The 24566-nt window shown below is 58.9% G+C and carries 20 protein-coding genes; 12 read left to right on the forward strand and 8 right to left on the reverse strand.

Annotation, left to right across the window (positions count from 1 at the left end; translation table 11 throughout):
- Positions 1 to 47 precede the first annotated feature (47 nt).
- From speB to LRR79_RS04495, 5 genes are all read right to left on the reverse strand, one after another.
- Positions 48 to 920: an agmatinase gene (gene speB / locus LRR79_RS04475; protein WP_231759209.1), complete on the reverse strand. Its 873-nt coding sequence runs from the start codon at positions 918 to 920 to the stop codon at positions 48 to 50.
- Positions 921 to 1319: 399 nt separating this feature from the next.
- Positions 1320 to 2513 (reverse strand): carboxynorspermidine decarboxylase, encoded by a 1194-nt coding sequence (nspC, locus tag LRR79_RS04480; RefSeq protein WP_231759210.1) that lies wholly within the window; start codon positions 2511 to 2513, stop codon positions 1320 to 1322.
- 134 nt (positions 2514 to 2647) lie between these two features.
- Complete coding sequence (locus LRR79_RS04485) at positions 2648 to 3841, reverse strand: saccharopine dehydrogenase family protein (protein WP_231759211.1); 1194 nt, start codon at positions 3839 to 3841, stop codon at positions 2648 to 2650.
- Between the two features lie 73 nt (positions 3842 to 3914).
- Positions 3915 to 5837, reverse strand: coding sequence for a biosynthetic arginine decarboxylase (gene speA, locus LRR79_RS04490; protein ID WP_231759212.1), 1923 nt, complete (start codon positions 5835 to 5837; stop codon positions 3915 to 3917).
- A 358-nt stretch (positions 5838 to 6195) separates the two neighbouring features.
- Positions 6196 to 6915 (reverse strand): DUF6515 family protein, encoded by a 720-nt coding sequence (locus tag LRR79_RS04495; protein ID WP_231759213.1) that lies wholly within the window; start codon positions 6913 to 6915, stop codon positions 6196 to 6198.
- A gap of 235 nt (positions 6916 to 7150) precedes the next feature.
- Between LRR79_RS04495 and panC the strand changes: the two genes are divergently transcribed.
- The 5 genes from panC (at position 7151) to acs (ending at position 14064) form a co-directional block, all read left to right on the forward strand.
- Positions 7151 to 7999: a pantoate--beta-alanine ligase gene (panC, locus tag LRR79_RS04500; RefSeq protein WP_231759214.1), complete on the forward strand. Its 849-nt coding sequence runs from the start codon at positions 7151 to 7153 to the stop codon at positions 7997 to 7999.
- Between the two features lie 16 nt (positions 8000 to 8015).
- On the forward strand, positions 8016 to 8405 hold the full coding sequence (panD, locus tag LRR79_RS04505; RefSeq protein ID WP_231759215.1) for an aspartate 1-decarboxylase: 390 nt from the start codon (positions 8016 to 8018) through the stop codon (positions 8403 to 8405).
- Positions 8406 to 8855: 450 nt separating this feature from the next.
- Positions 8856 to 10757: a bifunctional acetyl-CoA hydrolase/transferase family protein/GNAT family N-acetyltransferase gene (locus LRR79_RS04510; RefSeq protein WP_231759216.1), complete on the forward strand. Its 1902-nt coding sequence runs from the start codon at positions 8856 to 8858 to the stop codon at positions 10755 to 10757.
- Positions 10758 to 10759: 2 nt separating this feature from the next.
- On the forward strand, positions 10760 to 11686 hold the full coding sequence (locus tag LRR79_RS04515) for a histone deacetylase family protein (RefSeq protein ID WP_231759217.1): 927 nt from the start codon (positions 10760 to 10762) through the stop codon (positions 11684 to 11686).
- A gap of 440 nt (positions 11687 to 12126) precedes the next feature.
- Positions 12127 to 14064: an acetate--CoA ligase gene (acs, locus tag LRR79_RS04520; RefSeq protein ID WP_231759218.1), complete on the forward strand. Its 1938-nt coding sequence runs from the start codon at positions 12127 to 12129 to the stop codon at positions 14062 to 14064.
- A 207-nt stretch (positions 14065 to 14271) separates the two neighbouring features.
- On the opposite strand, the gene LRR79_RS04525 is transcribed toward acs, so the two are convergent.
- Complete coding sequence (locus tag LRR79_RS04525; protein WP_231759219.1) at positions 14272 to 16821, reverse strand: TonB-dependent receptor; 2550 nt, start codon at positions 16819 to 16821, stop codon at positions 14272 to 14274.
- 249 nt (positions 16822 to 17070) lie between these two features.
- Here LRR79_RS04525 and LRR79_RS04530 point away from each other — a divergent pair, with 249 nt between their 5' ends.
- From LRR79_RS04530 to LRR79_RS04545, 4 genes are all read left to right on the forward strand, one after another.
- Entirely contained in the window at positions 17071 to 17922 is an 852-nt protein-coding gene (locus tag LRR79_RS04530) for a universal stress protein (RefSeq protein ID WP_231759220.1), read from the forward strand.
- Between the two features lie 60 nt (positions 17923 to 17982).
- Positions 17983 to 18459 carry a YciI family protein gene (locus LRR79_RS04535; RefSeq protein ID WP_231759221.1) on the forward strand — a complete coding sequence of 159 codons (477 nt, stop codon included), beginning with the start codon at positions 17983 to 17985 and terminating at the stop codon, positions 18457 to 18459.
- A 44-nt stretch (positions 18460 to 18503) separates the two neighbouring features.
- Positions 18504 to 18920, forward strand: a complete 417-nt coding sequence (locus LRR79_RS04540; RefSeq protein WP_231759222.1) for a RipA family octameric membrane protein — start codon at positions 18504 to 18506, stop codon at positions 18918 to 18920.
- 65 nt (positions 18921 to 18985) lie between these two features.
- A complete protein-coding gene (locus tag LRR79_RS04545; protein ID WP_231759223.1) occupies positions 18986 to 19375 on the forward strand; it encodes a VOC family protein in 390 nt (129 codons plus the stop codon).
- 69 nt (positions 19376 to 19444) lie between these two features.
- On the opposite strand, the gene LRR79_RS04550 is transcribed toward LRR79_RS04545, so the two are convergent.
- The gene (locus LRR79_RS04550; RefSeq protein WP_231759224.1) at positions 19445 to 19996 is read right to left on the reverse strand and encodes a PadR family transcriptional regulator; all 552 of its coding nucleotides are present in this window, start codon (positions 19994 to 19996) and stop codon (positions 19445 to 19447) included.
- Between the two features lie 315 nt (positions 19997 to 20311).
- Between LRR79_RS04550 and alaE the strand changes: the two genes are divergently transcribed.
- The 3 genes from alaE (at position 20312) to LRR79_RS04565 (ending at position 23164) form a co-directional block, all read left to right on the forward strand.
- Entirely contained in the window at positions 20312 to 20911 is a 600-nt protein-coding gene (alaE, locus tag LRR79_RS04555; protein ID WP_231759225.1) for an L-alanine exporter AlaE, read from the forward strand.
- A gap of 346 nt (positions 20912 to 21257) precedes the next feature.
- The gene (locus tag LRR79_RS04560) at positions 21258 to 22685 is read left to right on the forward strand and encodes a response regulator (protein WP_231759226.1); all 1428 of its coding nucleotides are present in this window, start codon (positions 21258 to 21260) and stop codon (positions 22683 to 22685) included.
- Between the two features lie 125 nt (positions 22686 to 22810).
- Positions 22811 to 23164 (forward strand): DUF4870 family protein, encoded by a 354-nt coding sequence (locus LRR79_RS04565; protein WP_231759227.1) that lies wholly within the window; start codon positions 22811 to 22813, stop codon positions 23162 to 23164.
- A 102-nt stretch (positions 23165 to 23266) separates the two neighbouring features.
- On the opposite strand, the gene LRR79_RS04570 is transcribed toward LRR79_RS04565, so the two are convergent.
- Positions 23267 to 24529, reverse strand: a complete 1263-nt coding sequence (locus LRR79_RS04570) for a DUF945 family protein (protein ID WP_231759228.1) — start codon at positions 24527 to 24529, stop codon at positions 23267 to 23269.
- Positions 24530 to 24566: the final 37 nt, after the last annotated feature.

The following is a 24566-nucleotide window of genomic DNA, read 5'->3' on the forward strand; positions in this document are numbered from 1 at the left end:
CATTTCAGCGCAGCGCCCGGGTGACTCGTGGGCCATCCCTATCGCGGTCACGGGCGGGCGCGCTGGATGATACCCATCAGTTTGTACAGCAGCTGCGCGGCGCCAAACTCGTAGGCGTGAAAGCCTTCGATAGGGGCGAATTCCAGCAGGTCAAAGCCGATGATTTCCCGCTGCTTGGCTACAGACTCAAACAGGTTGAGGGTCTGGTACCAACCGAGACCGCCGGGTACCGGGGTGCCGGTGGATGGGAAGACCGATGGGTCCATACCGTCGATATCCAGGGTGAAGAACACTTTGCGGGGGAAGTCTTCCGGCAGCTCGATTGACTGTACCTGGGTGGGTACCAGCTGGTGGGCGTCCAGGTAGCGCACGTTGTACTGTTTGCGGGCTTCCATCTCTTCTTCGCAGTAGGCGCGGATGCCCAGCTGGTACAGCGGGATACCCGCTTCGCACACTAGGCGCATGACGCTGGCGTGGCTGTGTTTGTGGCCTTCGTAGCGATCGCGTAGGTCGGCGTGGGCGTCGATCTGTACCACGCCGAAGTCGTTGATACCGGCGTCCAGGTAACCTTTGATGATGCCCCAGGTGACGGAGTGTTCACCGCCGATACCTACGGGCATTTTGCCCTGCTTGAGGATGTCGGTGGTGGCGCAGGCGATGTTCTCCATCACCTGCTCTGCGGCGCCACTCACGTCCACAGCTTCACGGGTGTAGATGCCCAGTTCGCAGGGAGACGAGAAGTTATCGAAGGTCTCCAGTTGATGGGACGCTTCAATAATCGCCCCCGGGCCCTTGCCGGTACCACCGCCGTAGGAGACGGTTTCTTCGTACGGTATCGGTAGAATATGGAACAGGGCGTCTTCGGGCTTCGGCTGCTCGATTTCGGAACCGAGGAAAATATTGGGGGCTTCTGTGTACATAGTTGTATCTCTGGTACTTTCGTCAGGTCCTGCTCGGTGGACTTGATTGACCTTCGGTGGCGGCAGAGCACCGGGTACAGGTTTTCAGGACCGCTGTGAATACATCCCTGTACGCTTCGTCGGCAACGTCCCTGTTGCCGACGATCCTGAAAACCTGTACCCGGAACTCTGCCTTAGATTTTGGCCTTTCGACTTCGTAGCTTTGTGTTCTGCACTAGCTTACGGAGTGATGAATTCTGAACAGAAGGGAAAGCATGGGGTGCATATGTTCGGGAGCGTCGCAAACAGGATGTTTGCGCCGCAGCGCCCAGGGATGGGTTCACAGCGGTCCCGAACATATGCACCCGATGATTTTCCGCCACTGCGCTAACTAAAGAAGCGGAAGTGGCACAGGGCTAATCAAGAAAGGCGATTCTTGAAGTCTTCGTACCCGAATTCTTTGATCATCCGCAATTCATCGGTATCCGAGTTCCACAAAGCGATGGAAGGCAACGGAATACCGTTGAAGGTGTTGGTTTTGACCATGGTGTAGTAGGCCATTTCCTCAAACACAATCCGGTCGCCAATTTTTAATGGATCGGCAAAACTATATTCCCCGATTCTGTCCCCCGCCAGGCAACTCTGTCCGCCCAGCTGGTAAGCGTGGGGGAGTTCTTCTGGTAGCGATGCACCGGTGATTTCCGGGCGGTAAGGCATCTCGATCACATCCGGCATATGGCAGGTGGCGGAGACATCGAGGATGGCCTGGTTCTTTCCGTTCCAGGTCAGGTCCACCACCTCGCCGACCAGCACACCACAAAACAGCGCAACCGCTTCGCCGGGTTCCAGATATACCTGCACATTGTGCTTCTCGGAAAAGGTCTTCACCGCGCTGATCAGCTCTTCGACCTGGTAATCACAGCGGGTGATATGGTGGCCACCGCCGAAATTGATCCACTGCATTTGTGGAATCAGATCGCCAAACTTTTCTTCCACGGCCTTGATGGTGCGCTCTAGCGGTTTGAAGTCCTGCTCGCACAAAGTGTGAAAGTGCAGGCCGCTGATACCGGTCAGGTCTTCGCCTTCAAACAGCGAGCGCACAATACCCAGGCGCGAGCAGGGCGCGCAGGGGTCGTAGATCGGGGTGTGGCCTTCCGAATGCTCCGGGTTGATGCGCAAACCGAACTGCAGTTCCGGACGTTTCTTTTGCGCGTCCAGGCACAGGGACTTGTAACGCTTCCACTGGGAGAACGAATTGAAGATTACATGGTGCGCGAATTCGAGGATGTCTTTCAGTTCCTGCTCTTTGTAGCCGGCGCTGAACACGTGTACCTCTTTTCCTTTGTCCTTTCCTCCGTACTCTTCAAAGCCGAGCCGCGCTTCGTTGATGCCGCTGGCGCAGGTGCCGGAAAGATACTCGGCGACAATCGGGCCGACGCTGAACATGGAGAATGCCTTGAGCGCAGCAAGTACCTTGGCGCCGCTGCGTTTCTGTACGTCGGCGAGGACTTCGAGGTTGTCACGCAGGGCGATTTCATCCACCACAAAGCAGGGGGTGGGTACGCGGCTCGGGTCGAATTCGCCGAAGTAGTCTTTGCGGGGAGTGAGGTCCATAGATGGGAGGTGTGATTCCTGAAAGTTTATCGCGTGGAATACTGGACCCCGGCCTTCGCCGGGGTGACGCTGATCCTCATACCGGCACAGAGCCTGTGCTGGGCTTGATCCGGTGCAGTATCCAGATGGAAAGGTTAAACGAACGGTTTGTCCAACCAGGTTTCCTGCCAGGGCAGGCCGTATTTGTTCAGGTCGTCCATAAAGGGATCCGGGTCCAGCTGTTCCATGTTCCACACGCCCGGTTTCATCCACTTGCCTTCCATCATCATCTTGGCGCCGATCATGGCCGGCACGCCGGTGGTGTAGGAAATGGCCTGGGACTGCACCTCCTTATAGGCTTCCTGGTGATCGCAGATGTTGTAGACGTAGTAGATTTTCTCTTCGCCGTCTTTCACGCCCTTGATGATGTTGCCGATACAGGTCTTGCCCTTGGTCAGCGGGCCGAGGCTCGCCGGGTCCGGCAGCAGTGCTTTCAGGAACTGGATCGGCACGATTTCCTGACCCTGGAACTCGATCGGTTCGATGCTGGTCATGCCCACATTCTGCAGCACTTCCAGGTGCTTCAGGTAGCTGGCGCCGAAGGTCATCCAGAAGCGTGCGCGCTCGATTTCCGGGAAGTGCGTGGACAGGGATTCCAGCTCTTCGTGATACAGCAGGTACAGGTCTTTTTCACCGATACCTTCCGGGAACTCGAACACCCGTTTTTCTTCCATGGGCTTGGTGGTCACCCATTTGCCGTCTTCCCAGTAGCGACCATTCGCGGTGATTTCGCGGATGTTGATCTCCGGGTTGAAGTTGGTGGCAAACGGCAGGCCGTGATCACCGGCGTTACAGTCCAGGATGTCCAGGGTCTTGATGCGGTCGAAGTGGTGCTTCTTGGCATAAGCGGTGAACACGCTGGTGACACCCGGATCAAAACCACTGCCCAGCAGGGCCATCAGGCCGGCTTTCTCGAACTTGTCTTTATAGGCCCACTGCCAGCTGTACTCGAACTTGGCCTCTTCCGGCGGTTCGTAGTTGGCGGTGTCCAGGTAGTGCACGCCGGTTTCCAGGCAGGCATCCATAATATGCAGGTCCTGGTAAGGCAGGGCCACGTTGATGACCATGTCCGGCTTGACCTTTTCGATCAGTGCGACCATTTCCTTGACGTTGTCTGCGTCCACTTCCGCGGTATTGATCTTGCGCGGCAGCATATCGGCGATCTTGTCGCATTTGGATTTGGTACGGCTGGCGAGGGTAATATTCTCGAATACTTCTTCAACCTGCGCACATTTGTGTGCAACCACCTGACCGACGCCGCCGGCGCCTACGATCAGAACGTTGGCCATATTTTTTCTCCCTGATTCTGATGTTGGGAAACCAATGATTTTCAAAAACTATTTTGCCGGGGCTCTCAAGCCGTTATTTCTCAAAATAGGTGTAACCACTCATGCTCGCCGTATAAGTGTGCAAAATATCCTTGCGCTGTTGCGGCGTGATTCGCTTCTCTTTGACCGCCCGCTCCGCCAGTTTGCGGAAGCGCTCGAACAGGTCCTGCGGTGAGTACTCCACGTAACTCAATACATCGGCAATGCTGTCACCGTGGATTTCACGGCTGTAATCCACGCTGCCATCTTCTTCAATACGCACACTCACCACGTTGGTATCACCGAACAGATTGTGCAGGTCTCCCAAAGTCTCCTGATAGGCGCCCACCAGGAAGGTGCCGAGAATGTACTCTTCCCCTTCCTTCAGTGAGTGCAGCGGCAACGTCTTGCGCACATCCTGACGGTCGATAAAGCGGTCGATCTTGCCGTCGCAGTCGCAGGTGATGTCCGCGATGATCGCCGAGCGGGTCGGCGCCTCGTTCAGGCGGTGCACCGGCACCAGCGGGAACAGCTGGTCGATGGCCCAGATGTCCGGCAGGGACTGGAATACGCTCACATTCGCGTAATAGATGTCGGACAGGACCTCCGGCAACGCCTGCAGGTCCACTGGCACCTGTTCCACTTCATCCAGTAACTTGCGGATCCTCTGCGCGCACTGCAGAAACAGGTTTTCCGCCAGTGCCCTGTCCCGCAGGCTCACCTGTCCGTGCAGATACAGCGCGCGGATCTCATCGCGATAATAGAGACCGTCGTTGTAGCTCTCCTGCAGGTTTTTCGGCGTCACACTCTGCAGCGCATCCTGCAGGTTCTTCAACATCGGGTGTGCATCGTCGGCAATCTGGTCTTCTTCCAGTTCGATAGGCTCGAAGCTGGTGGTGTCCAGAATATTGAACAGCAAGACCGACGAATAGGCTACCGTGGCGCGACCGGACTCGGTAATGATGACCGGGTGATCCACGCCCTCGCTGTCCAGGGTACCCATGATGGCTTCCACCACGTCCACGCAGTACTCGTCCAGGGAGTAGTTCTTGGAGTGGGTGTAGTTGGTCTTGGATCCGTCGTAGTCCACCGCCAGACCGCCGCCCAGATCCAGATACCCCATGGCTGCACCTTCTTCCACCAGGTCCGCATAGTAGCGGCAGGCCTCCAGTACGCCGGTGCGGATATCGCGGATGTTCGGTACCTGCGACCCCAGGTGGTAGTGCAACAGCTTCAGGCAGTGCAGCATGTTGTGGTCGCGCAGTTTGTCGACCATTGCGATCAGATCGTTACTGCCGAGGCCAAAGATGCTGCGGTCGCCGCTGGTGGCATTCCAGTAGCCGCCTACCTTACTGGCGAGCTTGATGCGCACGCCGATATTGGGCTCGACTTTTTCGCGCTCGGCACAGTGGATGATGGTGTCCACTTCAGAGGGTGTTTCCACCACGAAGAATACCTGCACGCCGAGACGCTGGGCCTGCAACCCCAGATTGATGAACTCTTCGTCCTTGTAGCCATTGCACACGATCAGCGCGTCAGTGTTGTCGAGGATCGACAGCGCCGCAATCAGCTCCGCCTTGCTGCCCGCTTCCAGGCCGTGGCCAAACTCACGGCCGGCCTTGGCGATCTCCTCGATCACCTGGCACTGCTGGTTTACCTTGATTGGAAATACGCCGCGGAACACGTTGCTGTAACCGCTGCTTTCAATGGCGCTGCGGAACGAGTTGTTGATGCGCGCGATCTGCGCGTCGAGCAGGTTTTCAAAGCGCACCAGCAATGGCATGCCGAGGCCGCGTTCGGTGGCGCCGTGGGCGATCTCCAGCAGGGAAACGGCGTGCAAATCACCGGCTTCATTCTTCACCTCCACGGTGATTTCGCCGGACTGGTTCAAATTGAAGTACCCGGCACCCCAGTTGCGGATGCCGTAGAGTTCTGCGGAGTCTTCGCAGGTCCAGTTTTCGATTTGTTGCTGTTTCATGGCGCCTTTTAAGTTAGGGGAATCTCTTGGATTCCGAAAGCGTTCCGGGGGTGTGAGTAGTTCAAAAAGAGGGGTTTGCTGCAACCCTTCCCATGGGCCACTCGGGGGCGCGAATCTTGGGGCCAGAGTGTGTGGAAAGCAATAACTATAGGAAAGAAATTTGGCCTTTTTTCCACGTCCAAAATTAAATTTTTCTTCGGTTTTCTGACAGGGAAACAGATCGGCCAGGCTGTGGCCACCGAATGGCGCTGGAATCGCTTTTTGCGGGCAAAAAAAGGCGACTCATGAGAGTCGCCTGGGTAAATAACCGAACTTTCATTCGGTTGTTGGGGTTGGTTTCGTAATCAGGGCGTGTGCATCAGATAAAGCCGGGGTTGGCGACCACAAAGTAGCCGTGGCGGGCGCGATCCCAGCGGTAGTAAGTGTCGTACGCAACGTAATAGTTGAAACCGTTAAAGGTCACGCTCACCGCAGTGCCCGGCAGGGTCCGCACAAAGGCGCCGATCGGTGCCTGGGAGACCACATAGCCGACTCCGTGGGGGCGGTAGAAGATTCCGTCACTGTAGTAGTACCCGAGGCCGCCAAAGTGGATGCTCACATAACTGCGTGGCAGGCGCTTCCAGCGGTAGCCGTAGCCGTAGTGGCTCGGGCGCCAGCGGTGCTTGTGCGGGCGGTAGCGTGGGCCATGGTAGGGGCGGTGCGGTTTGTGATGGCCCACATAGTGGCGCTTGCCGTGCGACTTGCTTCCGTGGCCGCCGTGTTTGCGGTCATGATGGCGCTTGTCGTCGCGGCGTTTGTCATGACGACGGTCGCCCGCGGACTTGCGGTGATCCCGCCGGTCGCGATCGTGGTCATTCTTGCGGCGATCTTCCCGGGCATTGGCGCGATCCCGCTGTCGATTCAAGGCGTCGCGCTGCCGGTTTACGAGGTCCCGTCGGATATTCTTGTGTCGCTCCCGCTGCTGTTGGAAGTGTGCGCGGCCGTCCCCCCGGTGGTGGCGGTCGTCCCGGTCCGCCAGCGCCGGCGCGGCGGCCAGCAACATGCCGGCGGTGGCGATGGCTGTCATCAGTGTCTTCATGGTCGCTCTCCCCAGTCGCCCGGGCGACTGTGTTGTGCCCGTGCAGCGGGCTTCTCGGTAACTCAGGAGCAGTTTGCCCCCGGTACGCTGAATCCTTCCTGAATCACCGGGAAAATCCTGCTGCCAGCAGGAAAAACCGAATATGACCAATGGTTTCGGTTTGTTCAGGTCATTTGTTCCGTTGTCCGCGGGCGGGTAATATGCCGCCCGTGTAAACCTCTGGCGGAACCCTGGAATGCAAGTTTTTCACCATGTGGCCAGCCTGCGCGAGGCGTTGGCCGATGCCCGTCGCGATGGCAAGACCATTGGCTTCGTGCCCACCATGGGCAATCTCCACGCCGCCCATATCGAGCTGGTCAATCTGGCCCGGCAGCACTGCGATGTGGTGGTGGTGTCTATCTTCGTCAATCGCCTGCAATTCGGCCTGAACGAAGACTGGGACAAGTACCCGCGCACCATGCAGGAAGATATGGCAAAGCTGCGCGCGGCCAGCTGCGATTTCCTGTTCCACCCGGAAGAGGCGGAGATCTACCCCAACGGCATGGACCAGCAGACCAAGGTGATCTGCCCAGCGATGACCGATGTGCTGTGTGGCGCGAGCCGCCCGGGGCACTTTGAGGGCGTCACTACGGTGGTGGCCAAGCTGTTCAATATTGTGCAGCCGGACAAGGCGGTATTCGGTATCAAGGACTTCCAGCAGCTGGCGGTGATCCGCCGCATGGTGGAAGACCTGTGTATGCCGGTGGAAATTGTTGCGGCGCCGGTTCACCGGGAAGACGATGGTCTGGCGATGAGTTCGCGCAATGGTTACCTCACCGAAGAAGAGCGCCCTAAGGTGGCAGTTCTGAACCAGTCGTTGAACTGGGTGAGTGATGAAATCAAGAATGGCCGTAAGGATTTTCCGGTGCTGGAGGAAGAGGCGCGGGAGAAAATTCAGGCTGCGGGTTTCAAGGTGGATTACTTTTCCATCTGTAACAGCAAGGATCTACAGCCCGCGGCCCACGATGATCGGGAGATCACCATTCTGGGGGCGATGTACACCAGTGGTGCGCGGTTGATCGATAATGTTTCGTTGAGTGTTTGAGAGCAGGAGTCAGGATATGCAAATCGAGATGCTGAAGGGCAAGCTGCACATGGCGGCGGTAACCCAGGCGGAGCTCTGGTATGACGGTTCCTGTGCGATCGATGAAGATCTGGTGGAGCTGGCCGGACTGCGCGAGTTTGAGAAAATCGATATTTACAATGTTTCTAACGGCGAGCGTTTCCACACCTACGTGATTCTTGCGGAGCGCGGTTCCGGGATCATTTCCATGAATGGCGCTGCCGCGCGCCGGGTGCAGGTGGGCGACCGTATTATTATCGCGGCCTATGCGCAGATGTCTGAATCTGAAGCGGATACTTTTAAACCCAAGCTGGTTTATCTGGATGAGCAGAATCGGGTTGAGCGCAGTACCAATACCATTCCTGTTCAGATGTCAGAGCCTGCTTAATTTTTTGTGGTCCGTTTTTTCATTGCTAGTCCAGTGGCGGCAGAGCGCCGGGTATTGGCTTTCAGGACCGAGCTAGGCGCCCCCCTGTGAACCCATCCCTGGGAGCTGCGGCGCAAACATCCTGTTTGCGACGCTCCTGAAAGCCAATACCCGTCACTCCGCCTTCGATTCCAATAAATAACTTCGTTAGCTTTGTTCGTTCAAAGCGCTGGTGTTGAAGCGAAGGCAAAGTGCTGGGTATAAGTTTTCGAAAGCGTCGGCGACAGGGACGTCGCCGACGCAGCGTACACGGATGTATTCACAGGGGGGCGCCTAGCTCGGTTTCGAAAACTTATACCCAGTGATTTGCCGCCACCTCACCTGCTTACCCGGGACCCCAAAGCTGCTTGTGACTGACTGACCACCCGCCTACCATAGGGTCACTCAAATGGTAGGAATCAGCCCAGCCCAATGTCATCCCTGACTAGCCCCAAGACCAACGAACCCCTCGCCTGGGATCAGCTGCTAAAGAGCGGCTGCCGGATATTCCTCGGCTCTCACGCCGCTGTCCCCAACGAACTGATGGCTGACCTGGTCGCCAATAGTCGTGGCCTCAATGATATTGAAGTGACCCACGTCTTTACTCTGTCGGATAATTTCTGGGCCCAGCGCAAGTACGCCGAGCTGTTTACCGTCAACGCCCTGTATATCGGTGGCACCGCCGTGCGCAATGCGGTGGCGGAGGGGCGGGCGGACTATACGCCGACGTTTCTTTCCGAAGTGCCAAAACTGTTCAGTGATCACGTGCTGCCGCTGGATGCCGCGCTGATCATGGTCAGCCCACCGGATGAACTGGGTTACTGCTCCCTGGGAGTGAGTGTCGATGTGGTGTCTGCCGCGGTGAAGAATGCCCCCACCGTCATTGCCCAGATCAATCCCAGTATGCCGCGCACCAACGGCCACACCTTTATCCACCGCGACCAGATCGACGCCTGGATGACCGCCGAGGCTGCAATCCCCGAATCACCGCCGCCGGAAATGGATCAGGCGGTCGAACAGATCGGGCAGTACGTCTCGGTACTGGTGGAAAATGGCTCCACCCTGCAGATCGGCATGGGCAAGGTGCACGACGCAGTATTGCGCTACCTGGGCAATCACAAAGACCTGGGTATCCACTCGGAAATGATTTCTGACGGCGTGGCCCAATTGATGAAAAGCGGTGTGATCAACAACCGCAAGAAAACCTATCACCGGGGCAAGACGATCACCAGCTACTGCATGGGTTCGAAAATGCTGTACGACTTTATCGATGGCAATCCCCATGTGGAGCTGTATCCGGCGGAGCATGTCAGCTCCCCGGTAAAAATCGCCCGCAACGACAAAATGGTCGCCATCAACAGTGCCATCGAGGTGGACCTGACCGGGCAGGTGGTTTCCGATTCCATCGGCAGTCGCCTGTACAGCGGTATCGGCGGGCAGGTGGATTTTATTCGCGGTGCAGCCCTGAGCAAGGGCGGTAAACCGATCATCGCTTTGCCGTCTACCGCGAAGGATAAAGATGGCAGGCTGGTCTCCCGCATCGTCGCGTCGCTCACCCCCGGTGGAGGCGTAGTGACCTCCCGCGCGCATGTGCATTACGTCGTCACCGAATATGGTATCGCCTCCCTGCGGGGAAAAAGCGTGCGCGAACGCACCCTGGAAATGATTCGCATCGCCCACCCGGATTTTCGCCGGGAACTGCTGGAAAAAGTGCGTGAATTCTACTGGGTGCCGGAATACCAGGAGCAGGCGCCCACCACCGTGCCGGAGCTGGGCCCGGTGGATCAGAAACGTTACACCTTTGACGGTATTCGCTATACCCTGCGTCCCCTGCGCCCGTCCGACGAGCGCAGGCTTCAGGAGTTTTTCTACACCCACAACAAAGAAACCCTGATGATGCGTTACAACCACCATGTAACGCAGATGTCCCGGGAAAAATCCTGCAGTCTGGTCAGTGTGGATCAGCGTAAAGATCTCGCCCTGTGCTTTACCGACCTCGACGGGGCCAGCGAGGTCATCCAGGGTGTTGGCCGTTATTACTATTACCAGGCCGACAACAGCTGCGAAGTGGCGTTCGTTATCAAGGAAAGCCGCCGCGGCAAAGGTATCGCCTCCACTCTGTTGGAAGAAATGGAAAGCATCGCGCGCAAACGGGGCATTCGAAAAATGTTTGCCTGCGTGCGTCGGGACAACAAGCCCATGCTGAAAATTTTTGAAAGTAACGGCTTCACCACACGCATGGGAGACTCCATGGACGAGCTCTATCTGGAACTGGATCTCACCCAAGACGAAAACAAAACAGACCGTGATGGCGACAGGGACGCGAGGAACTGACTATGGCGACCGTTGGATTTTTCTCAGACCCCGCCTGCAGCCGCCACGATATGGGCGAAGACCACCCGGAGTGTCCCGCGCGGCTCGATGCCATCCAGGACCAGCTGTTAAGCAGCGGCATGGAATACGTGCTGCGCTTCTTCGACGCCCCCCAGGCCACCCGCGCGCAGCTCGAGCGGGTACACACCCCCGCATACGTCGCCTCCATATTCGATCGCGCACCCAGCGAGGGAGTCGAAGTCCTCGACGAAGATACCCGCATGAACCCCCACACCCTCGCCGCCGCATCGCACGCCGCCGGCAGTGGTATCGACGCCGTGGACCGCGTCATTGCCGGGGAAATCAACGCCGCTTTCTGCGCCGTCCGCCCCCCGGGCCACCACGCCGAGCGGGACAAAGCGATGGGCTTCTGCCTGTTCAACAACATCGCCATCGCCGCCGCCCACGCCCGCGCACAACACGGCCTCGATCGCGTCGCCATCCTCGACTTCGACGTCCACCACGGCAACGGCACCGAGGACTTTGTCGCCGGCCGCGAAGGTTACCTGCTCTGCTCCAGTTTCCAGTCCCCCTACTACCCGTTTAGCGGCACCGGCGACCTGCCCGACAACATCGTCAACTCCCCCCTCGAAGCCGGCGCCGGCGGCGATGCCCTGCACCAAGTCGTGACCACCCAATGGCTGCCCGCACTGGAAAAATTTCAACCGCAGATGCTGTTTATCTCCGCCGGTTTTGACGGCCATATCGAAGACGCCATGGCGCAGCTGCGCTTCAAGGAAGAAGATTATTTGTGGGTAACCGAAAGACTGCGGGAGTACGCGGACAAGAATTGCGAAGGCCGAATTGTTTCCGCACTTGAGGGCGGTTATGCCCTGTCCGCACTGGGGCGCAGTGTGGTTGCACACCTCAAGGGCCTGATTGGTAATTAACCGAACAAATACCCACAAGCTGATGAGAAGGTGGAGTGCCGGGTACGGGTTTTCAGGAGCGTCGCAAACAGGATGTTTGCGCCGCAGCGCCCAGGGATGGGTAAACAGCGGTCCTGAAAACCCGTACCCGGTGCTTCACCGCCACTAGACCTCTAAGTGGCCACCCCAAACCAAAACCAGAACCAACAAAAAGGCACCAGAATCCAACCCAAAGGTGGGAAACCGCAAACCCTGCACGCTATGATGAAATGAAAGGAGAGGTGACAGCGTTGTCATTTCTTGGCCGCCAGTGGTATAACTTATCGGGATAAATGCCCCAGGGTCCGCATGCAGACGCACCCGGGCAAACAACTGCGATGAATGCGCCGAAGCGATTGCTCACTTACAGGTCGCTCAACGGATGGCGCAGCAGCCCGATAATACTAATAAGGGAGAAAACGATGTCTGAAGTGCACACCTACCCGGTGCCCGAATCCTTCGCCGCCAACACCCTCGTCACTAAAGACGACTACCAGCGGATGTATCGCCAGTCGGTGGAAGACCCACAAGCATTCTGGTCCCAGCAGGCCAACGATTTCCTGCAGTGGAGCAAACCCTTTACCAACGTGGTGGAAGAAGATCTCAGCAAAGGCCACGCGGCCTGGTTTGCCGACGGCGAACTGAACGTGTCCGTTAACTGCATCGACCGCCACCTGCCCGCCCGCGCCGAGCAGACCGCCCTGGTCTGGGAAGGCGACGATCCCGCAGAAAGCAAAAATATTACCTACCAGGAATTGCACCAGCAGGTCTGCCGCCTCGCCAACCTGCTCAAGGCCCGCGGTGTGGAGAAAGGTGATCGCGTATGTATCTACATGCCCATGATCCCCGAAGCCGCCTACGCCATGCTCGCCTGTACCCGTATCGGCGCCGTACACTCCGTGGTCTTCGGTGGTTTCTCGCCGGATTCTCTCAAAGACCGCATCCTCGACTCCGACTGCCGCCTGGTGATCACCGCGGATGAAGGCGTGCGCGGCGGCCGCAAGGTACCCCTGAAAGCCAATGTGGATAAAGCCCTGGCCAGCTGCCCGGACGTGCACACCGCCATCGTGGTGAAACGTACCGGCGCCAACATCGACTGGGATAGCAAGCGCGACATCTGGTACGAAGAATCCGTTGCCGAGCAGAGCACCGAGTGCCAACCGGAGCCGATGAATGCGGAAGACCCGCTGTTTATCCTCTACACCTCCGGTTCCACCGGTAAACCGAAAGGCGTGCTGCACACCACCGCCGGTTACCTGCTCGCCGCCACCATGACCTTCAAATACGCCTTCGATTACAAGGAAGGCGACGTCTACTGGTGCACTGCCGACGTGGGCTGGATTACCGGCCACAGTTATATCGTGTACGGCCCGCTTTGTGCCGGCGCCATCTCGCTGATGTTCGAAGGCGTGCCCACCTATCCGGATGCCTCCCGCTGCTGGCAGGTAGTGGAAAAACACAAGGTAAATACCTTCTACACCGCGCCCACTGCCATTCGCGCGCTGATGGGTGCCGGGGACGACTTTGTCACCAAGTGCGACCGCAGCTCCCTGAAACTCCTGGGCACCGTGGGTGAGCCGATCAACCCGGAAGCCTGGGAGTGGTACTACGACGTCGTGGGTGAGAAGCGCTGCCCCATCGTGGACACCTGGTGGCAGACCGAAACTGGCGCCCACATGATTACCCCGCTGCCCGGCGCTACCGCGCTTAAACCGGGCTCCGCCACCCAACCGTTCTTCGGTGTACAGCCGGCGCTGCTGGATGAAAAAGGTCAGGAGATCGAGGGTGAAGGCGAGGGCGCACTGGTCATGAAGGCCAGCTGGCCGAGCATGATCCGCAGCGTGTACGGGGATCACCAGCGCATGATCGATACCTACTTCTCCACCTTCCCCGGTTACTATTTTACCGGCGACGGCGCACGTCGCGACGGGGATGGTTACTACTGGATTACCGGGCGTATCGACGATGTGCTGAATGTCTCCGGCCACCGTCTGGGTACCGCGGAAATCGAGAGTGCCATCGTGCTGCACGAGGATACTGCGGAGGCGGCGGTGGTGGGTTACCCGCACGATATCAAGGGGCAGGGCATCTACTGCTATGTGACCCTGAAAAATGGCCGCGAGCCGTCGGAAGAGCTGCGCAAGGAGCTGATCGATCTGTGTGTGCAGGAGATCGGCCCCATCGCCAAGCCGGATATCATCCAGTGGGCCCCGGGCCTGCCGAAAACCCGCTCCGGCAAGATCATGCGGCGTATCCTGCGCAAGATCGCCAGCAACGAGCTGGATTCACTGGGGGATACCTCGACCTTGGCGGATCCGTCTGTGGTGGAAGAACTGGTGGACCACCGGGCCAACCGCTGAGTATCGCTGTCGGACACTCACTTCGCTAATTTCTAGCTACGTGGCGGTGGCGCTACCGGGTACGGTCTCGTGAGACACGAGCTAGGCGCCCCCCCGTTAACCCATCCATGGGGGCTCTTCCGCGAGGTCCCTCTCGCGGAAGGTCTCACAAGACCGTACCCGGTATCGCCACCTTCGCCCTAGGCTTCCCGCCTTACGGCTCAGCCTTTAGAAGGTGTAATTAAAGCCCAGCTCGTAAGTAGAGCCGAACTCATCGTACTGCGACAGGCGGCTCTCGTTGCCGAAGTAGTAGAACTCCGGACGGTCGTTGAGGTTCATGGCCGCGGCGGAAATGGTCAGGTTGTCGTTGACCGCATACTTGGCGGTCAGGTCTACCTGCATAAAGTCGCTGGTGTAGCGATCGTTCAGTGCACTGTCGCCGAGCTCGTCCAGGTACTTGTCGCGGTAGTTGGCTGCCAGACGCACGTCCCAGGCACCCTTGTCGTAGCCCACGGCCAGGTTGGCGGTGTTGCGCGCCTGTTTCACGTAAGGGGTGCTGCGGTCGCCGAAGGCGGAATCCGCGGGCAGGTCGGTTTCGCCGTCGGCGAAGGTGTAGTTGACCATTGCCAGCATGCCGTTGTCCCAGGCGTGTTGCAGGGCCAGTTCTGCGCCCCAGATGCGGCTGTCGTCGGCGTTGATGTAGGTTTCCATACGGTCCCACACGCGGTCGCGCAGTTCGGCGTCGCTCGCGCTCACTTCAACGATCGCGTCCTGGATATCCTTGTAGAAAAGGCCGGCGCCAACAAAGGTGCCCTCACTCACGTAGTACTCGAAGCTGACGTCCAGGTTCCACGCGGTGGTTGGATCCAGGTAGGGGTTGCCGCCTTCGATCTCGTTGTCTTCCAGATCGATTTCCGCGCCGGCGCTGGCTTCACCGAAGCCCGGGCGTACCAGGGAGCGGAACAGGCCGAGGCGCAGAATCTGGTCATCGGCCAGCTGCAGTTGCACGTTCACCGACGGCGCCAGGAAGCCGTAGTCGTTGTCGTAGGCTACGTTGCCGGCGTAGGCGTCGCCGTCGAACTGCTTGCCGGTGTAGGTGGCACGGGTATTTTCGTAGCGCAGGCCGTAGACGTAGGTGGCGAATTCGGTGACGGAGGTGGCCATCAGGTAGCCGGCGAAGATGTCTTCTTCGGCGTACCAGTCTGCGGCGATGGACTCTGCCTCTTCGTCGCCACTCATTTCGTAAAGATCACCGGGGGCGCGGCAGCTGGTGCCGTCGGACAGGGCGATACTGCCGTTGCCCAGGGTCGGGATCAGGTCGCGCACGCCGTCATAGGTGGGCGATGGGCCGTGGTTGTTACCGAAGTAATCGCCGATCACGCGGTTATCGTGCTCCGCCAGGGTCACATCGTCGATGGGCTCGTAGCCGCAGAAGTCGAACTCGTTGTCCTTGTCACGCTGGCGGTATTTGATGCCGTACTGCAGCTCGGTAACGTCGCTCAGTTCCAGGTTCATATCCACGCGCAGGCCGAAATCCCGGTCGGTGCTCAGTGCGGTTTCGCTTTCCAGGGCCTTGAGGAAATAGTTCTGCGGGTCGTACAGCGCGTCGGCGTAATTCAGCACCGGCTTTTGCGGGTCGCTGTTGTCGTAGGTCATCGGCGTATCGAGTTCGATACTGCGGTAGATGGCGTTCCACTTGTTGGTGTCGTCCTGCTCCGCCTGCGAGCCGAAGATTTCTGCTTTCAGGGTGCTGCGCTCCGTCAGCTGGAATTCGCCGCCGAACTGGGCGGAGCTGATGTTGCGCACTTCTACCCGCGGGCGGGATTCGGTATCCATTCGCTGGGTGGGGTAGGTGGCAATATCGCCTTCCACAACCGCGTCGTCTTCCAGGGAGCGTGTTTCCCACTTGGCGCGATCTTCGGTGTCGGTGTACTCGTTGTGGAAGAAGCGTGCGAAGTAGCTGTTGCCGCTGTCCGCCTGATAGTCGAAGTTGAGTACCACACCCTGACGCTCGCGCTCCAGGTCGTAGTAGCGCATTTCGAAATCGGAATCGAGAGCTTCGTCGCCCCAACCGCCGGATTCGTTATTGCGGGCAACAATGCGGCGGCTCTGGTCGCTGAGCACCATGGCCACACCCAGTTCACCCTCCTGCAGGCGGAAACGGTTGGTGGCGGTCACCGCCAGTTTGGGGTTGTTCGCGTCTTTGGTCAGTTCGTTGTAGGAGGTCTTGGCTTTGACCTTGCTGTGAAACCCGTCGTACTTGAAGGCGCTGATGGTTTCCAGGTCGATGGCGCCACCGATGGTGTCGGCGTCCAGGTTCGGGGTCAGGGTCTTGTACACGGTCATGGAGTCGAGCATGTCCGAGGGTACGCCGTCGAGCATCACGCCCCGGCGATTTTCCGGCGACGCAGTGCTCACACCGTTGATGGTCATGGCGTTCAGATCGGTGTTCATGCCGCGCACGGAAATATAGCGGCCTTCACCCTGATCGTTTTCCACCATGATGCCTGGCAGGCGGCGCAGGGATTCGGAAACGTTGGTGTCGGCAAAATCGCCCATGGCGTCGGAGTCGACAACGCTGGAAACCTTGTCGGAGGCGCGCTGTTTCTCCAGGGCATTGGCCAGTGCCGCGCGGGAACCGCCGTACACTTCTACTTCTTCCATGCTTTCGGTGCTTTGCTGCGCCATGGCGGAACCGGAGACCGCGAGACCGATCACCAGGGCGAGCAGTGTTTTCTCACCGGAGAATACTTGGGATTTGCGTGAGTTTTGGCGCATGGGGAAGTCCTTAAATTATTTTGCCCGGAGCGTTATAGGTTGATTTATGGGCCGGGGAGACTAGGACGTTTTTGTTGCAGTGGTGTGAACCTGATATGACGGACTCATGCGCGGCTCGGAGTCACTGCGCGCGGATCGGGATAACCGTGCCCGGTGTTGTTTATCCGGTGAGTGGGAAATGAAACGGCGGGCTGCCGACATGGTGCGTTAAAATGCTAAAGGTCATAAAGCCCCCAATATGGAGACGCCATGCAGAACATCCTCGTTATCCTCGACAAGCCCAAGCACGAGCAGATTGCCCTGCAGCGGGCGTTGGAGCTCGCGGAAAAATCCGGGGCCAGGCTACACCTGGTGAGCGTTGTCTACGAGCCGCTGGCCTCAATTTCGTTTCTGTCCGGCGCGGTGCTGAACGTCAGCGGCGAAATGCGCGAAGCCCGCCAGAAATGGCTGGGGGAAATGCAGCAGAAATACACTCTGCCCAAAGGATCTAGTGCGCAGGTGGTCTGGCATCACGATATTCCCTCCTGGACCCTCGACTATCTCGCGGACAATGATCGCGACCTGGTAATCAAGACCGCGCAAAAGCAGTTCGGCCGCGGCGGCTTTGGCTCCATTGACTGGCGGTTGATCGAGAGCCTGCCCGTGCCCCTGTGGCTTGCGGTGAGCACGCACTGGGTCAAACACGATCGGATCGTCGGCGCCCTCGACCCCGCACTGGACAACCCCCTGCATATCGAGTTGAACCAGCGGGTGCTCGCCTTTGGGGGCGCCATGAGCCAGCAGCTGGGGGCCGATTTCGAGACGGTCGCCTGTGTGCCGGTGCCGGAGGAAATTGTTGATCTTGAGGCGTTTCGCGAGCACACCGGTGCCCTGCTGAAGGCGGTCGACCAGGTAATTGCCGATAGTGGGGTTAGCTGCAGCCGGACCCATTTCGTGACAGGAAAGCCCGCCGCGGAGGTAAATCGCGTTGTGGACCGGAACAAGGCGCGTGCAATTCTGGTGGGCCGCGGTGTGCGCCGGGGTGCCAAAGGTTTTGTACTGGGCAATACCGCCGAGCGTATACTGGGACGCACCAATACCGATGTAGTGGTAGTGCCCTGACCGTACACACAGAAATGTGTATTTTCGATATCGCGACAGAGAACAATAAGCGAGAGACCTATGATGAACCGGAAAGCAATCCACAGGGGGGCTGCGGTACTGGTGGCGGTATTGTGCTACGCCGGCGGCGCCTCGGCGGAGCAACAAGCTCCCACCTACGATGCGCAACTGGCGGCGGAGCTGGGCGCTGACAATTACGGTATGCACAAATATGTGCTGGCGCTGCTGAAAGCCGGCCCCAACAGGGGGCAGGACAAGCAGACCGCGGCGGAATTACAGCGCGCGCACCTGGCGAATATTCAACGCCTGGCGGAACAGGGAGTGCTTGTGCTGGCGGGTCCGTTTCTGGACGGCGGTGCGCTGCGCGGTATCTATGTCTTCGATGTGGACACTGTGGAGGAAGCGCGCAAACTGACGGAAACCGACCCGGCGATTCAGGCGGGCAGTCTGGTGATGGAACTGCATCCCTGGTACGGTTCTGCGGCACTGAAAACCATAAACGATGTGCACGGCAAGCTGGCCAAACAGTCGCCGTAAGTCTCGCCTCAATATTTCCTTCTCACCAGTCCCGAGTCCAAGCCGTGAACGAACAGCAGTACCTGTGTGACCATTACCGCTTCAACGCCGAGCAGCGACTTAAAGCGTTCAACTTTTTCGTGGTCCTCTCCATGTTTGCCGATGGCGGTGTATTCACCGCCGTAGAAAAAGGCTTCCACCCACTGATCCTGGTACTGCTGGGTGGTTTTGTGGTGATTGTATCCGCAGTGTTCTGGGTAATGGATCTGCGCAGCCGCCAGCTGCTGAATCTGGCGGTACCCGGTCTGCGTGCCATGGAGCAGCAGCTGTCGGAACCAGCGCGGGTGTTTACCCGGGATCTCAACGCCCAGGGTGGGTTTGTCCGATACACCTTTGCCATTCGTGCACTGATTCTCGGCCAGTTCCTGTGTGGGACAGCAATAGTGATATTTGGGCTGATGTCCTGCTTCAAGATTGTGTAAGTGGCCGCGAGGCTGGCTATCTATACTGATTTTCCGCAACGGAGAATGAGCGTCAGGAGCCTTCCATGCTGGACCACCTCGGCCTGATCGTGCACGACTACGATCGCAGCAAAGCGTTTTACCAGGCGTCACTGGCCCCCCTGGGTTATGAACTGGTGACGGAGATGGGGGACTGGGCCGGGTTTGGCTGGGGGGGTAAGCCGCAATTGCGGATTAAAGGTGGTTCCAGCACAACGCCCGCGTTGCATATCGCTTTCAGTGCCGAAGACCGGGACACGGTGCGGGCATTTTACGCCGCCGCCCAGGAAGCCGGCGCGAAAGACGTTGATGCGGGGGGCAGTGGCGCCCCCGGTGTGCGTCCGGAATACCACGATCACTACTTCAGCGCTCTTGTACTGGACCCCGATGGACACCGTGTCGAAGTGGTGTGCCATATCCCAGCGGATGCATTCTGACCGGCAGACCGCTGCTCCCCCCATGCCGGGCTCACGCCCTGAGCTGAGAGGCCGTGGGCGCCTCCGCGCTCATTGCTGCGCTTCGACCTCCTGGTCCAGGCGCGCCAGCAGCTGTTCTGCCCAACGAATCCAGGTTTTCTCCGTTTCGATTCCCAGCAGCAGGGGCTGATGGGATATCCACAGCTTTTGTTGCTGTTCCGCCGGGCGCCGGTAGAAGCGGGCATTCTGGGCCTGGTAGGTGGCGAGTTTGTCCCTGTGCTGACGCAGATGCGTGGCGAGTTCGGCGCGCATCTGTTCCGTGGAAAGATGGTGACCGGCAAATACCTGGATCAGGAAAGGGTCGCGAATCTTCTGCGCCGCGGCAGGCGTGGCGACCCAGGACGCCAGCGCGTCCCGACCGGCCCCGGTGAGGCTGTAGACTTTCTTGTCCGGGCGACCATCCTGCGGCTCCTCCACGCAGTTCAGCAAACCTTCCCCGTGCAACTTGTGCAGTTCCCGGTACATCTGCTGATGGCTGGCGCTCCAGAAGTGATTGACGCTGCGCTCGAAGCGGCGTTTCAGGTCATAGCCACTGCCGGGCTCGATATCCAGCAGGCTGAGCACGGCGAATCTCAGGGACATTGGGGCTCTCGATCGGTGGGTGGAGGGGTGAGTATGCACAAAGTTGCATAGGTGGCTAGTGTAAGGTGCCTGAATCCGCGGGGATAGCCGCGCGGAGGCGGGGGCATGGCTAGAATCATCAACCAGGATGCGCATTTCTTGATATTGATATATATAGGATGCACATATTGGTTAATAACCAAATTGTAATATGCAGGGACTGGAAATTGCGCTTTTTGTGGATATAATCGCACCCGCCACCAAAAGTGGCTGAATAATAGACAAAAGCAGTAACCCTGTGGCCAAAAGCCACTGAATGTCAGGTCCAGTTCCATTATGTCGCCCCAGTCTCTGTCTCAGGCTACCGAAGCCATTCCCGTCTCTCCGCCCGTGATGGCGCTGGAGGACGAGACGCCAGTCGAGACCGCCCAGTGCACCAATGCCCGGTTGAATCAGCGGAATAACCGCCGCACCCGCTGGAGTGAGTGGCTGCTGGATGTATTCGCCATGAACAGCTTTTCTTGGGCGGTCGCGATTCCCATCGAGCTGGTGCTTGCGGGGATGAGCTGGCGTGAACACCTGAAGGTGCGATTGCTGGCCGTGGTGTTCAACACACTGATCGCGCGTCCGTTCAGCCTCTACCGCAACTGGGTAGTGGCGCGCTTTGGACGCGGTGGCACCTTGCACAATTACGGGGTGGATACCTTCGTTTTCCTCAGCTTTCAGCTGCCCCTGTATACCGCCAATATGCTGCTTGGCGGTGCCTCAGTGGGGGAGATCGCTACCGCCTGTATTACCTTCGCGTTGATCGCCGGTGTTCTCGGCCGCCCTTACGGGATGTACCTGGACTGTCTGCGTCGCCTGTGGAGTCGCGGGCGTCACCACCGCGCTGGCGGCGAAAGCCACGGCGCGACGGCTGATCTAGAGCGCGCCTGAGTGGCTGTAATGCCGTGTAGTTGACTTGCCGTTGCTCCTGCCTTCAAATGCGCCCAGCAAAACTACGTCACAAATCGAAATATTGGCGTAGAATAGTCTTAAGCGGCATCTGAGTTGGTGTACAGCCATGACCGTACCGGGCAGGATGCCTAGGTTGCCGCCAAAAAGCGTCTGAACCGGTGTGAACACCACACTCAGACTGCAAGCGTGCCGCATTGCCCGATGCGGCGAGAACGCCGCCCCTGAACCGATCCGCGTGCTGAAAAAGCACGGGTGGATACCGCGGCAGGGGACTGGGCCGGGTTGCTGGATAGACCCGAATCTTTCAGTGGTTACAAGGATGATAATGACCATGACCTACTGCCATTCGGCGAGTAGCACCTGTGTGGGTGCCAGCTTGCGTGTAAGTCGTTGGCTACCTGCCCAGGGTGGGGCAAAGTGTAGCCATGCTGCTGTGGCCCTTGTCGCCGCGTTGACGCCTGCCACCGCCCTCGCTTTTCCCGGACAGGCGCTATTGCTTGAAACCCGCTTCCCTCTCCTCTGGATGTTGCTCACCGCAGTCGCACTGATTGCTGCGGTGCTGGTGAATCTGCGCCTGCGTGCCCGCCTGCAATCCGCCCGGGATGCCGCCGGTGCGCGGGTGTCTGATCTGCAGGCGGAGAACGCAAAGCTGTTCCGGCAGGTGCAAACCCGGGTGCACGAGCTGATGGAGCGCGACAAGCTGCTGGAAGAAGCCAAAGTGGCCGCGGCACAGGCGGATGAGGAGTACCGGGACTTTCTCTCCCTCACCGGGCACCGCATGCGCAAGCCGCTGGAAACACTGGTCAGCACCATGAGCCTGCTTTCTCGCGGTGGCGATGACGAGACCCGCCACCTGGCGGAGGCCGCTCTCGGGCAGTGCCGCACCCTGCGCAGCAATATCGAGGAAATCCAGCGCGCCGGTCAGGGGAGTGCTCAGGAGGGCGAATCCGTGCCCGCACCGCCGGCGGTGGAAGAGTCCCAGCGCGAGCTGCACATCCTGCTGGTGGAAAATGACAGTCATCCGAGCCTGCGCCCACGGCTGGAGGCCAGCGGCCACTCGGTGCGCCGGGAAACCAACGGTATCGATGGCGCCGAGGCGGCGCTCAAGGCGAAGTACGACCTGGTGCTGATTGACGTGCGCCTGCCTTTGATTGATGGCGTGGAAACAGCGCGCAAGATGCGGGGTGAATTTGCCAACGAGAGCCTGCTGATCTTCGGCATGCTCGACACTGTCAGCAAAGGGGATCGCGAACGCTTTGCCGGGCGCGGCCTGTCCGGTGTGCTGCCATCCAATCCGTCGGATACCCAGTTGAGCCAGCTGTTGAACTGGGTGGATCAGAAGACCCAGCCCCAATCGACGGCAAGCAAGCCGGCACGGTCCAGCAAGGTGCTGAATGGAAGTACTCTGGAGCGCCAGCGGGATACCTTGGGCCACCTCGCTTTTGCCGAACTGCTGGGAGATCGGCTCGCCAATCTGCCCAAAAAAATTACCGCCTTCACCAGTGCTCTCACCGGTCGCCACTGGCTTGATGCTCAGCACCAGGCCCAGGCGATTGCCGCGGAGGCCGAGAGTGTCGGCCTGGAAGTGGTCGCAGCCCGCTTGAAAGCACTGTCGGCGCGGTTGTCCATCGACAGCGAACGGGATTACTGTCGCCATCAGCGCACGGAGATTCTCGGCCTGATGCGCTCCTCCATCCAGCAGCTGAAAGCCTGGCGAGAGAAGAATGTGCACACCGAGTGGGCGCTGTACTGATGCGGAAGTTGGCGAATGTGCGATAAACAACGGGAAAGCCACGACAGCTCGCGCGACAGTGTGCTTATCGGCGCTGCGGTTAGCGCTTACACTTAAGCGCTGAATATTCGATTGGAAGCCGAACCATGTCCGAGCAGTACCCCGCCGAACAGCAGACTGAACGCGAGCGCGCTGGGCGCGATATCGCGACACTGGTGTACCTGATTCAGGCCATCAGTATTTTTACCGCGGTGCCATTTTTTGTTGGCGTGATTATCAATTACGTGAAAATGGGGGATGTGCGCGGAACCGTGGCCGAATCCCATTTTCGCTGGCAGATCCGCACCTTCTGGTACAGCCTGCTATGGTTTGTTATCGGTTGGGCAACCGTATGGATTCTGGTGGGCTTTCTGGTGTGGGGCATCAGTTGGGTGTGGGTGTGCTACCGCGTGATTCGTGGTTGGCTGGCCCTGTCGGAAAATCGCCCGGCCTACACGTGATGGAATACTGAAGTACGCTGTACCGATAAACGGTGAGAGAAACCGTTGAGCGGCCAATCGGCCGCTCTTTTTTTGCCTGTCGCGGGCCCAGCCGCCGGGGGTTCAGATGCCACCCATCAATGCCAGCACAAACAGATCCGCAGGCAGTAACTGGCCATTGACCTCCAGGTTGCCCCGCTCCAGCTGCAGTTGCATGGTCAGCTGGCCATCCTGTTCCAGCATGAATCCGTATTGCTTCAGGGCACTGGCCTGCATGATCAGCGGTGATTGCATCAGTGCCTGTTCTGCAGCAGAAATATTCGCGCTGCCATTCAGGTTGTCCAGCCAGAACAGTTTGTCGCTCACCGGCACCGTGCGTGTGCGCGGCATACCCTTCCAGTCCACATCCAGTTGCAGTTGCATCGGGCCGTTAGCGGTCTGAATGTCCAGTTGTTGCTGCGCCTGCAGCGGGCGCTGGAACACCACTGGCCAGCTGCGCTGGTGAGACGGTGTCAACATCAGGTTATACAAAAAGTGGTGCAGGTCGTCGTAACTGATGGAGGGCAGATTGAGCTGTTGGGTCAGGCTGCGCGCGGGGGTGGATGACTGGATCTCCGGCAGCTTCACCTCGGTCTGAACCTTGAGGGTGCGCGGCGCGATCAGCTCGCTGGTATATGCCAGTTCCACGTCCCGCAATTCCAGCGGGCCGTTGTCGTTATTGGTGCGCACCAGCGGCAGGGTGGCGTGCAGGGTTCCGGCGCCGGAGGGCGCGAGGGCAAAGTCACCCTGAGCGGACTGCAGGTACAGTGCTTCGCGGTGGCCGTCCATGCGCACAAACTCGCCCAGCGCAAAGCGGCTGTCCTGCTGCTTGCCCTGGTAGTCCGTCACAAAGCGCACCTGGCCGCCTTTGAACTGAATTTGCTGATCCGCAACGCTGCGGTCGATGGGCTCCAGATGCAGGGTATTGATCACCCGATTGTTGGCGGCAACCAGCGTTTCCAGTACCACGGGGCTGTCCTCCACGCTGGCACCAATGGCGCCGTAGTAGGCCTCCAGCTGGTGGCGCAGAACCGGCTCCAGCTGTTTCCCGGTAAGACGGGTTTCCGCGTACAGGGCGCCCACTCTAGGGCCGCTGCGGGTAAACAAAACCGGGCCGTGCTGGATTTCACTGAAGGTTTCAGTGGCGCCGTCTTTCCCTTTTAGCAGGGTCAGCGCCTCAGCGCCGAACCAGCCGCGCTGGTAACCGTTCAGGTCAATATTCGGCTGCTGGGTGAGTTGCTGTTGCAGAGCCTCCTCGACCTTGGGGCCAATCAGGCCCGGTGCGATGAGCGCAGCCAGCAACAGCACGGCGGTGGTGGTGATCAGGAGTAAACGTAAGGCTTTCATGTGGTCAAAAATCGGGCGTCGCAAACGAGGGGCCCGA

Source organism: Microbulbifer elongatus, assembly GCF_021165935.1.
GTDB classification, from domain to species: Bacteria; Pseudomonadota; Gammaproteobacteria; order Pseudomonadales; family Cellvibrionaceae; genus Microbulbifer; species Microbulbifer elongatus.

What these genes read in the sequence shown, in the direction of transcription:
- panC (WP_231759214.1), top strand. Translation starts at nt 7,151, where the DNA reads ATGCAAGTTTTTCACCATGTGGCCAGCCTGCGCGAGGCGTTGGCCGAT.
- alaE (WP_231759225.1), top strand. Translation starts at nt 20,312, where the DNA reads ATGTCGCCCCAGTCTCTGTCTCAGGCTACCGAAGCCATTCCCGTCTCT.
- LRR79_RS04565 (WP_231759227.1), top strand. Translation starts at nt 22,811, where the DNA reads ATGTCCGAGCAGTACCCCGCCGAACAGCAGACTGAACGCGAGCGCGCT.
- LRR79_RS04510 (WP_231759216.1), top strand. Translation starts at nt 8,856, where the DNA reads ATGTCATCCCTGACTAGCCCCAAGACCAACGAACCCCTCGCCTGGGAT.
- LRR79_RS04550 (WP_231759224.1), bottom strand. Translation starts at nt 19,996, where the DNA reads ATGTCCCTGAGATTCGCCGTGCTCAGCCTGCTGGATATCGAGCCCGGC.
- panD (WP_231759215.1), top strand. Translation starts at nt 8,016, where the DNA reads ATGCAAATCGAGATGCTGAAGGGCAAGCTGCACATGGCGGCGGTAACC.
- speA (WP_231759212.1), bottom strand. Translation starts at nt 5,837, where the DNA reads ATGAAACAGCAACAAATCGAAAACTGGACCTGCGAAGACTCCGCAGAA.
- LRR79_RS04545 (WP_231759223.1), top strand. Translation starts at nt 18,986, where the DNA reads ATGCTGGACCACCTCGGCCTGATCGTGCACGACTACGATCGCAGCAAA.
- LRR79_RS04485 (WP_231759211.1), bottom strand. Translation starts at nt 3,841, where the DNA reads ATGGCCAACGTTCTGATCGTAGGCGCCGGCGGCGTCGGTCAGGTGGTT.
- speB (WP_231759209.1), bottom strand. Translation starts at nt 920, where the DNA reads ATGTACACAGAAGCCCCCAATATTTTCCTCGGTTCCGAAATCGAGCAG.
- LRR79_RS04570 (WP_231759228.1), bottom strand. Translation starts at nt 24,529, where the DNA reads ATGAAAGCCTTACGTTTACTCCTGATCACCACCACCGCCGTGCTGTTG.
- acs (WP_231759218.1), top strand. Translation starts at nt 12,127, where the DNA reads ATGTCTGAAGTGCACACCTACCCGGTGCCCGAATCCTTCGCCGCCAAC.
- LRR79_RS04495 (WP_231759213.1), bottom strand. Translation starts at nt 6,915, where the DNA reads ATGAAGACACTGATGACAGCCATCGCCACCGCCGGCATGTTGCTGGCC.
- nspC (WP_231759210.1), bottom strand. Translation starts at nt 2,513, where the DNA reads ATGGACCTCACTCCCCGCAAAGACTACTTCGGCGAATTCGACCCGAGC.
- LRR79_RS04515 (WP_231759217.1), top strand. Translation starts at nt 10,760, where the DNA reads ATGGCGACCGTTGGATTTTTCTCAGACCCCGCCTGCAGCCGCCACGAT.
- LRR79_RS04530 (WP_231759220.1), top strand. Translation starts at nt 17,071, where the DNA reads ATGCAGAACATCCTCGTTATCCTCGACAAGCCCAAGCACGAGCAGATT.
- LRR79_RS04525 (WP_231759219.1), bottom strand. Translation starts at nt 16,821, where the DNA reads ATGCGCCAAAACTCACGCAAATCCCAAGTATTCTCCGGTGAGAAAACA.
- LRR79_RS04560 (WP_231759226.1), top strand. Translation starts at nt 21,258, where the DNA reads ATGACCATGACCTACTGCCATTCGGCGAGTAGCACCTGTGTGGGTGCC.
- LRR79_RS04535 (WP_231759221.1), top strand. Translation starts at nt 17,983, where the DNA reads ATGATGAACCGGAAAGCAATCCACAGGGGGGCTGCGGTACTGGTGGCG.